Origin of the sequence: Roseisolibacter sp. H3M3-2 (assembly GCF_029211165.1) — a bacterium.
GTDB lineage: Bacteria > Gemmatimonadota > Gemmatimonadetes > Gemmatimonadales > Gemmatimonadaceae > Roseisolibacter.
Genome location: NZ_JARGEK010000185.1, coordinates 1 through 9,131, shown reverse-complemented (window position 1 = coordinate 9,131; position 9,131 = coordinate 1). Strand labels below are relative to the sequence as shown.

Annotated in this window: 11 protein-coding genes; 4 read left to right on the top strand and 7 right to left on the bottom strand. The window is 75.5% G+C overall.

Annotated elements, in window-relative coordinates:
- Positions 1-210: 210 nt before the first annotated feature.
- From PYV61_RS15150 to PYV61_RS15125, 6 genes are read right to left on the bottom strand one after another with little or no spacing between them, the layout of a single operon-like run.
- Positions 211-1,578, bottom strand: a complete 1,368-nt coding sequence (locus tag PYV61_RS15150; RefSeq protein ID WP_275833012.1) for a sigma-54 dependent transcriptional regulator — start codon at positions 1,576-1,578, stop codon at positions 211-213.
- A gap of 31 nt (positions 1,579-1,609) precedes the next feature.
- Complete coding sequence (locus PYV61_RS15145; protein WP_275833010.1) at positions 1,610-2,266, bottom strand: hypothetical protein; 657 nt, start codon at positions 2,264-2,266, stop codon at positions 1,610-1,612.
- Entirely contained in the window at positions 2,266-2,853 is a 588-nt protein-coding gene (gene thpR / locus PYV61_RS15140; RefSeq protein WP_275833008.1) for an RNA 2',3'-cyclic phosphodiesterase, read from the bottom strand. Before thpR ends, PYV61_RS15145 begins: the two co-directional genes overlap by 1 nt.
- Positions 2,850-3,074, bottom strand: a complete 225-nt coding sequence (locus PYV61_RS15135) for a hypothetical protein (protein WP_275833006.1) — start codon at positions 3,072-3,074, stop codon at positions 2,850-2,852. Before PYV61_RS15135 ends, thpR begins: the two co-directional genes overlap by 4 nt.
- Complete coding sequence (larE, locus tag PYV61_RS15130) at positions 3,058-3,894, bottom strand: ATP-dependent sacrificial sulfur transferase LarE (RefSeq protein WP_275833004.1); 837 nt, start codon at positions 3,892-3,894, stop codon at positions 3,058-3,060. Before larE ends, PYV61_RS15135 begins: the two co-directional genes overlap by 17 nt.
- Positions 3,895-3,897: 3 nt before the next feature.
- Positions 3,898-5,433 (bottom strand): YifB family Mg chelatase-like AAA ATPase, encoded by a 1,536-nt coding sequence (locus PYV61_RS15125; RefSeq protein WP_275833001.1) that lies wholly within the window; start codon positions 5,431-5,433, stop codon positions 3,898-3,900.
- Between the two features lie 189 nt (positions 5,434-5,622).
- On the opposite strand from PYV61_RS15125, the gene PYV61_RS15120 reads away from it, so the two are divergent.
- From PYV61_RS15120 to PYV61_RS15110, 3 genes are all read left to right on the top strand, one after another.
- Positions 5,623-6,327: a ParA family protein gene (locus PYV61_RS15120; protein ID WP_275832999.1), complete on the top strand. Its 705-nt coding sequence runs from the start codon at positions 5,623-5,625 to the stop codon at positions 6,325-6,327.
- Positions 6,324-7,304 carry a ParB N-terminal domain-containing protein gene (locus PYV61_RS15115; RefSeq protein WP_275832997.1) on the top strand — a complete coding sequence of 327 codons (981 nt, stop codon included), beginning with the start codon at positions 6,324-6,326 and terminating at the stop codon, positions 7,302-7,304. The genes PYV61_RS15120 and PYV61_RS15115 overlap by 4 nt, the downstream gene beginning before the upstream one ends.
- A gap of 193 nt (positions 7,305-7,497) precedes the next feature.
- On the top strand, positions 7,498-8,229 hold the full coding sequence (locus PYV61_RS15110) for a GGDEF domain-containing protein (protein ID WP_275832994.1): 732 nt from the start codon (positions 7,498-7,500) through the stop codon (positions 8,227-8,229).
- A 76-nt stretch (positions 8,230-8,305) separates the two neighbouring features.
- On the opposite strand, the gene PYV61_RS15105 is transcribed toward PYV61_RS15110, so the two are convergent.
- A complete protein-coding gene (locus PYV61_RS15105; RefSeq protein ID WP_345785243.1) occupies positions 8,306-8,659 on the bottom strand; it encodes an FKBP-type peptidyl-prolyl cis-trans isomerase in 354 nt (117 codons plus the stop codon).
- Positions 8,660-8,977: 318 nt separating this feature from the next.
- On the opposite strand from PYV61_RS15105, the gene PYV61_RS26620 reads away from it, so the two are divergent.
- The coding region (locus tag PYV61_RS26620; RefSeq protein ID WP_345785242.1) for an aldehyde dehydrogenase family protein at positions 8,978-9,131 on the top strand (154 nt) is incomplete at its 3' end.

Here is a 9,131-nt window from a genome sequence, read left to right as displayed (position 1 = left end):
GGCGCCGGCGCCGCCGGGCGCGCGGTGGGGGCCGGCACCCGTCCCGCGGCCGCCTGGGTGGGCGCGGGCGCGCGGTCGGGCGTGCGCTCGGGCGGCTCGTCGGGGATCGAGGCGAGCCGCTTGTCGATCTCGGCGAGCTCCTTCTCCCAGTCGCGGTTGGACATGCCGGGACGTACGCGCCGTCACGCCCCGGGTGTCAAGCGCGGAGGCTCACGCGTCCTCGCGCTTCAGGCCATAGCGCTCGATCTTCTTGTAGACGTTCGAGCGCGGCATGTCGAGCGCGCGCGCCGTCTCGCTCACGTTCCAGTCGTACTGGCGCAGCTTCGCCACGAGGAACGCCCGCTCGGCGGCGTACTTGAACTCCTCGAACGTGCCGATGTCGGAGAGGGCGCCGATCCCCCCCGACTCCAGCGCGCGGCGGCCGACCAGCCGCTCGACGTCGGTGAGCGTGATGCGCGGCCCCGACGCCAGGATCAGCAGCCGCTCGACCGTGTTGCGCAGCTCGCGCACGTTCCCGGGCCACTCCAGCTCCTGCAGCCGCTGCACCGCCGCGTCGTCGACGTCGCGCGGCGGGAGGCCGTCCTGGCGCGCCAGCACCGCCAGGAAGTGGCGCACGAGCAGCGGGATGTCCTCGCGCCGCTCGCGCAGCGGCGGGACGCGCAGCGGCACCACGTTGAGGCGGTAGTAGAGGTCCTCGCGGAACCGCCCGTTGGAGATCTCCTCCTCCAGCTCCTTGTTGGTCGCGGCCACCACGCGCACGTCGACCTTGAGCGGCTTGGAGCCGCCGATGCGCGTCACGACGCCGTCCTGCAGCACGCGCAGCACCTTCGCCTGCGCGCTCAGGCTCATGTCGCCGATCTCGTCGAGGAACAGCGTGCCGCCGTCGGCCTGCTCGAACTTCCCCGGCCGGTCCTGCACGGCGCCGGTGAAGGAGCCCTTCATGTGGCCGAACAGCTCGGACTCGATCAGCTCCGACGGGATCGCGGCGCAGTTCACCTCGATGAAGGTGCGCGCCTTCCGCGGCGAGTGCTTGTGGATCGCCCGCGCGACCAGCTCCTTGCCGGTCCCGTTCTCGCCGGTGATGAGCACGCGCGCCGGCGTCGGCGCCACCTTCTCGATCTGGTCGGTCAGCGCGCGGATCACGAACGACCGCCCCACGATCTCGAACCGGCTCTCGATGCTCTCGCGCAGCCGCTGGTTCTCGGCGGCCAGGTCGACGTGCTCCAGCGCGTTGCGCAGGAGGACGAGGATGCGGTCGGTGTCGAGCGGCTTCTCCAGGATGTCGTAGGCCCCCGCCTGCGTGGCCTCGACGGCGGTCTTGATGGTCGCGTGGCCGCTGATCATGACGACCAGCGCCCCGGGGTCGGTCTGCTTGAGCTGCCGCAGCGCCTCGAGCCCGTCCAGCCCCGCCATCTTGATGTCCATGAACACCAGGTGGGGGCGGAACCGGTCGTACTCCGCGAGCCCCTCCGCGGCGTTGGGGGCGGTGCGGACGTCGTAGCCCTCGTACTCGAGGAGCTGGCCGAGGGCGCTGCGGATGCCGGGTTCGTCGTCGACGACCAGGATGCGGCGGGCCATGGGAGTGCGTGCTGGAGTGAGTGGACGCCCCTCAGGGCGTCGCCTTGTACAGCGTGATCCGGCCGCGCGCGACGCGCACGTCGCCGATGTACTGCGGGATCTGGAAGCCGATGGCGTCAGGCGCGACGCCGGCGGGCGAGCGGACGCCGGCGGTCCGCAGGAGGCGCGGCACCACGGCCGCGGGCACCGGCAGCTCGCCGACCCGCACCTCGGCGACCCGGAACTGCGCCAGCCCCGGGCGGATCACCTCGAACTGCCCGCCCAGCCGCAGCGTGTCGCGCTCGGGGAGCAGCGCGCCGGCGGCGCCGAGCGCCCCGCCGAGGTCGCGGAGGGAGACGACCGAGCGCACGTAGACGCGATCGCCGACGACGGCCGCCTGCGCGTCGTCGAGGGGGAGCGGCGGGGCGTCGGCGAGCGACAGGAAGGCGTACGACACGAGCTCCCCCGCCCGCAGGTTCACGTACACCGGCCCGCTGCGCGCCGCGAGCGCCCGCACCGCCCGCTCGCCGCGCGTCGCGCGGTCCTGCGTCAGCGACTCCCAGCCGTTGGAGTCGGCCGCCGCGACCACCGCGGGCTCCGGCCCCACCGCGCGCCGCGCCCGCGGCCACCAGAGGTCCTGGAAGTACCAGAGCGCCCCGGCCAGGAGGAGCATAGACAGGCAGCCGAGCCGCCGCAGGCAGCCGAGCATCAGGCGTCCTCGCGCCGGGAGAGCGGCGCTGCCCGCAGCACCCGGTACCGCGCGCCTCCCGGCGCGAGCTCGCTCGACATCAGGTCCACGGTCGGCACACGAACGCTCCAGCGTGGGGTGGTGAGGAAGGCGCCGTCGAGGGCGGGAGGACGGCGCCCCGCCCGGACCCGCCCGACGGTCAGGTGCGGCCGGTACGGCCGCGACTCGCGCCCGAAGCCAAGCGTATCGCAAAGATCGTCCACTTTCTGATACAGCGCAGCGAGCGCGACGTTCATTTCGACGCCGACCCACAGCACGCGGGGCCGCTCCCGCGTCGGGAACGCCCCGATCCCGCCCAGGGTCAGCGTCGGCGCCACCGCATCCGCGACCGTGTGGTCCAGTGCTCCGGCGAGGGCCGCCGCGCGCTCCGCGGGTACCTCGCCCAGGAACCGCAGCGTCAGGTGCAGGTTCGGCTCCCGCACCCAGGACACGACGCCCGGCGGGATCGCGCCGCGCAGCGGTCCCAACGCCTCGACGACCTCCGCGCGCACCGCGTCGGGCAGGTTCAGCGCGACGAACAGCCGCAGCGGCGCGGGAGCCTCGCTCACCCCGCCGCCGGGTCCGGCCCGTCCGGCAGCTCGAGCGAGACGCTGGCGAAGCCGGCGTCCCTGGCCGCCTCCACGATCCGTCGCCGCGTCACGGGGTCGGGAAACGCTGCGGACCCGGTCGGGACGAGCAGCGCGAGCGCCCCCTCGACCCGGACCTCGCACGCCACCCCGAGCGCCTCGAGCGCGCGCGCCAGCGCCGACGCGTCAGGCGGCGACGACACCGCCCAGCACGTTCAGGGAGCCCGAGCGGAAGCCGCGCAGGTCGATCGCCACCCGCGCGTACCCCGCACCGCGCACGGCCGCGCGGATCTCCCGCAGCCGCGCGGCGTCGGCGCACCGCGCCAGCTCCTCGGGCCCAAGCTCGACACGCGCCAACTCCCCGTGGTGGCGCACCCGCAGGTCCCCTCCGATCCCCACACCCCGCAACGCCGACTCGGCGCGCCCCACCATCGCCAGCCGGTCGGTCGTCACCGCGGTCCCGTACGGCAGCCGCGACGCCAGACATGGCGCCGCCGGCAGCTCGGCGGTCGGGAGCCCGCGCGCCGCCGACCGCGCCCGGATCTCGGCTTTCGTGAACCCCAGCTCCGCCAGCGGCGACCGTACCCCAGCCTGCTCGGCGGCCCTCCCCCCCGGACGCCAGTCGGCGAGGTCGTCGGCGTTGGTCCCGTCGACGATCACCATCCCGCGCTCGCGCCCCAGCGGCGCCAGCCGCCCCCACAGCTCCCGCTTGCAGAAGTAGCAGCGGTCGGTCGGGTTCGCGGCGTACGCGGGGTCGTCCAGCTCGAAGGTCGGCACCTCCACCAGCGGCACGCCGACGCGCGTCGCGACGTCGCGGGCCACGGCCCGCTGCTCGTCGGCCAGCGAGGCGCTGACCCCGAGCACCGCGAGCACGCGCGAGGCCCCGAGCGCCTCCACGGCGACGGCCGCGAGGTAGCTGGAGTCCACCCCGCCCGAGAACCCGAGCAGCACCGGACCGGCCTCACGGAACCAGTCGACGAGCCCTCGCTCGCGTTCGCCCGACGCCTCCGAAGATGCGCGCATGCGTCAACATAATCGCACCCGCCGCTCTGCTTTCCGCGGTGACGCCGGCCGGAATCGCAGCGACTCCGCGACGTGCACGGGCCCGACGTCGGGCATCGCGTCGAGGTCCGCGACGGTCCGCGCCACCCGCAGCACCCGGTAGAACCCACGCGCCGACAGCCCCAATCGCTCGGCGGCCCGCACGAGCAGCCCCCGCGCCTCGGGATGCAGCCGCGCCTCCCGCTCCAACCACGCGCCGGTCCGCCGCGCGTTGCCCGCCGCGTCGCCGGGCGCCCGCGCACGCTGGCGCGCGCGCGCCTCCTCCACCCGGCGACGCACCGCCGCGGAGCCGCTGGCCGACGGATCGTCGCCGACGCTCGCCAGGTCGCGCGGCGCGACGGCGGCCACGCGGACGTGCAGGTCGATCCGGTCCGCCAACGGCCCCGAGAGCCGCGCCGCGTAGCGCTCCACGTCCGCCGGCACGCAGACGCACCGCCCGTCCTCCTCCCCCGCGTGGCCGCACGGACACGGGTTGGTCGCGCCGACGAGGGCGAAGCGCGCCGGAAGCGTCACGGTCGCGGTGGTGCGCGCGATCAGCACCCGACCGTCCTCCAGCGGCTCGCGCAGGGCGTCCAGCACGTGCCGGGGGAACTCCAGCAGCTCGTCGAGGAACAGGACCCCGTTGTGGGCCAGCGTCACCTCGCCCGGGCGCGGCGGGCTCCCCCCGCCCACCAGCGCGGCTGCGGAGATCGTGTGGTGGGGAGCGCGAAACGGGCGCACGAGCGCGTCGGACCCCACCGGCAGCCCGGCGACGGACCGGACCGCGAGGACCTCCAGCGCCTCCTCGTCCGCCAGCGCCGGCAGGATCGTCGGAAGGCGGCGGGCCAGCATCGTCTTGCCGGCACCCGGCGGCCCGACGAGCAACAGGTTGTGGCCGCCCGCCGCCGCGATCTCCAGCGCTCGGCGCGCGACCGGCTGGCCGACCACGTCGGCCAGGTCGTCGGCGTGGGAGGCGGGACCCGTCGGACGCGGCGCGGACGCCGCCGGCAGCGCCCCCGCGCGCAGCGCTGCGACCAGCGCCAGGAGGGTCGCCGGCGCCGCGCAGCGCAGGTCGGGGAGCCGCGCGAGCTCGGGCAGGTTCGCGGGCGGCAGGACGAGCGTGCGTCCGGTGCGGCTCGCGCGCAGGGCGATCGGCAGCGCCCCGCGCACCGGCCGCAGCGAGCCGTCGAGCGCCAGCTCGCCCAGGAGCACCAGCGACGCGATCGACTCCGGCGGCAGCGCGTCGAGGGCGACCAGGATGCCGATCGCGATCGGGAGGTCGAGCGCCGTGCCGTCCTTGCGCACGTCGGCAGGCGCCAGGTTGACCACGATGCGTCGGGGCGGGACCGCGAAGCCGCTGTTGGCCAGCGCGGCGACCACGCGCTCGCGGCTCTCGCGCACGGCGCCGGCGGGGAGGCCCACCAGGGTGAACTGCGGAAGTCCCGGCGCGACGTGGACGTCGACCGTGACCTCGAAGGCTTCGACGCCCAGCACGGCGGCGGAACGGACGGCGGCGATCATGGGCGCAGGGTGCGGCGCCGGCGACGGGCGTGCCGTATCCGCGCGACGCGCGTCGTGGCGAGGGAGCGCGACGTGGCGCCCCCGGAATCGATGGCACTCGCTATCTTCTCCGTCCCCTCCGCCCGCCGAGCGCGTCCGACAGTCGGACAGCAGCCCGCGGTCCAGACGCGCGCCTCTACCGCAGTCCGCATGAGCGTCCGACAGTCGGACACCGCCCGTATCGTCGCCGTCGGCAGCGGCAAGGGCGGGACCGGGAAGACCACCGTGGCGGCCGCGCTGGCGTTCGCGCTGGCGCAGGAGCACGGGCGGGACGTCGCCCTGATCGACTTCGACCCCCAGGGATCGCTCACCCGCTTCACGGGGCAGCGCGCGGTCGCCGATCCGCTGCGTGCGGAGCCGGTGGCGGTGCACGGGATGACGCTCTACCGCGGGGGCGCGACGCTGGCGGGGGTCAGTCCGTCGGCGCTGGCCACGCACCTCGCGCGCGCGGCGGCGCCCGGGCGGACGCTGGTCGTGGACATGCGGCCGATGCTGGACGACCCCGGACATTCGGTGGTGCTCGCGCAGCCGCACGTGTTCCTGCTGGTCGTTCCGGAGCTCAACCCGGAGTCGATCCCCGAGGCTCGGAAGCTGGCGGCGATGGCGGAGGCGCGCGGCGTCCCGTTCCGGGTGGTCGGCAACAAGGAGGAGAACCGGCGGCCGGTGAAGCGGGCGCTCGAGTTCCTCTCCACCGGGTTCGGGACGGAGATGTCGCAGGTGGTGATCAAGCGCGGCGCGGCGGTCGCGGAGGCGCACGAGCGCCAGCTGCCGGTGACCGCCTACGCCCCCGACTCGCCGCCGGGGCGCGCGATCCGGCAGCTGGCGGACGAGCTCGTCGCAGAGGGGGTCGCGTGAGGCGGACGCGCATCGATCCGGGGCAGCTCGCGGCCGCCTACGACGTCGACGAGTCGGAGCTGGCCGTCCTCAAGCAGTGGGCGCCGCACGCGACCGAGGTCATCGTGCGGGCCGGGGTGCCGAGCATCCGGCCGTCGCCGTTCCAGCCCAAGGGCCGGCCGTCGGCGCGGGCCGTGGCGGCGGTGGCGGCCTCGCTCGGGGCCGTCGACGGGCCGGCGGCGCTCATCGACGAGGGGGGGGCGCGGGAGCTGGGGCGGCTGGACGCCGAGGGGCGGGCGCTCGCCGAGCTGGTGGCGGACATCGCCGAGCACGGGGTGGAGACGCCGCTGGAGGTCCGGCGTGTCGGGGACGGCTTCGAGCTCCTGTCGGGTCATCGGCGCCTTGCTGCGGCGAACCTGGCGGGACTCGCCGAGGTGCCGGTGGTGGATCGGGGGGCCCTTCCCGACCATGCCGCGGCGGCGATCGTGTACCGGCGGAACCTGCTGCGCAAGGATTTCACCGCGTGGCAGGAGGCGGTGTCGTTCTCGGCGATCCAGCGGAACCGCCGCGAGGCCGGGCTTCCCGACTCCGTGCGCGCTGTGGCGCGGGCTCTGGGGTCGAGTCATGGGCGGGCGGGCGACCTGCTGTCGATCGCGCGGGCGTTCTCGCCGACGCTGCTCGCCGAGCTCGGGCGTGGTGACGCCGAGCTCGCGGAGGAGGCGCTGGCGCGGCTGACCTTCCGGACGCTGCGCGAGGTCGCGACGCTGCCGACCGGGGAGGAGCGCCTGCGGGCGGCTCGCGAGGTGACCGGGCTGGGTGAGGAGGCGCCGGTGCGCGCGGCCCGGGCGGTGTGCGAGCAGGTGACGCGACGCGGTGGCGGCTTCACGCTGACGGTCCGGACCGCCCCTGAGCGCATGTCGGTGGACGAGGCGAGGAAGACGGCCGCGCTGCTCGAGGAGGCGCTGGCGCGCGTGCGGAGCAGACTGCCGGCCGGCTAATCTTGCCGGTCGGCCGCTCGGCGGCAATTACTGCCGCTCCGGCGAGATTTGCCGTTCCCGACGTAAAGCGCGTACCACGAACGACTTGCCGGGAATCGCGCGGGCGGAATGCACGAGTCCGTCACCCGGCATGTGACCTGCCTCACAGCGAGAGCGATCCCGGCGCCATCACCCCGCTCTGCCTTCCTTCGCCATGCTCGTCCCCGCCCTGCTCGACCGCTCGCTCGCGGACCGGCCGGTGCTCCGCACCCCGGGCTTCGTGCTGGTGCTCGTCACCGCGGCCGTCGGGCTCCTCTCCGTGGCCTCCGCGCCATCGCAGGGCGCGCGGCTGGTCGAGCTGCTGGCCGCGTCGGTCGGCCTCGGGGCGCTGGTGCGGAACTACCGCGCGCTGCAGCGCCTGCTGCGGGAGCGGATGCGCGCCGAGGCGGCCGCGCGCACGGAGGCGCTCACCGACGAGCTGACGGGGCTGTACAACCGTCGCGGCTTCCGGGCGCTCGCCGACCACCAGCTGCGGATCGCGCGGCGCAGCGGCGGCGACCTGCTGATGCTCTGCCTCGACCTCGACCGCTTCAAGCCGATCAACGACCGCTTCGGGCACGCCGAGGGGGACCGCGCGCTGACCGAGGTCGCGGCGGTGCTGCGGGCGACGATGCGCGACACCGACGTGATCGCGCGCCTGGGCGGCGACGAGTTCGCGGTACTCGTGGTCGGCGCCGACGACGCCACTGAGGACGCCATCCTGTCGCGGCTCTACCGCGCGCTGGCGCAGCGGAACGGGCAGCCGGGGCGCCAGTACCTCCTCTCGGCGACCATCGGCGCGAGCCGGCTCGATGAGGACCGCGGCGCGGACCTGGACGACCTGCTCCGGACCGCCGACGCCGCGCTCTACCGCGCCAAGCGCGCGGGGCGACTCCAGGCCGCCTGACGCGGCGGCGCTCCGATCCCGAACGAACGACGGCGGCCCCGTGGGGCCGCCGTTCGTGTCTCGCAGGGGCCCGGCGTCAGGTCGACGGGGCGGGCGCGGTCGCGGTCACGAGGTCGATCTCGAACACCAGCACCGACCCCGCGGGGATCGAGCCGTTGGTGCGCGGGCCGTAGCCGAGCGTCGGCGGGATCACGAGGCGGCGGCGGCCGCCGACGCGCATCCCGCGGATCCCCTCGTCCCACCCCTTGATGACCGCGCCGGTGCCGAGGATGAAGGTGAACGGGCGGCCGGTGTCGCGGTTGCCGTCGAAGCGCCGCCCGTCGGACAGCCAGCCGACGTAGTACGTCCCCAGCGTCTTCCCCGAGTCCGCCTCGGCGCCCGAGCCGACCGCGACGTCCTGGTAGTAGAGCCCCGACGGCGTGCGCGTCATCTGGCCGAGGTTCACTCGCAGCGCCGGCGCGTAGCTCGTGCTGGCGGGGTCCTCGAGCGGGGCGGTGACCTTCTCGCAGGCGGCGGCGAGCGAGAGGGCGACGAGCGCGGCGACGCCGAACGGCGCGCGGAACGGGCGGGGCATGCGGAACGGTGCGAGGGTCGACCCGGAGGGTAAGCGGTCGGCGGCGCGGTCGGCAGGGGCCGCCGTGCGCCGGGGCGCCGCGGCGCGCCGTGGTCGCGCCGTGGTCGCGCGCCGCACCCGCGGCCATCTTTCGCGCCCGCGCTGCATACCCCGACGCCCGGAGACCGCACGCCCATGCCGATCGCGACCGTGAACCCCGCCACCGGCGAGACGGTGCGGACCTTCGACGCCCACGACGACGCGCAGGTTGACGCGGCGCCGGTGCGCGCGGCCGGGACGGCGCACGCGTGGCGGCGGCGCCCGGTCGGCGAGCGGGCGGCGGTCGTCG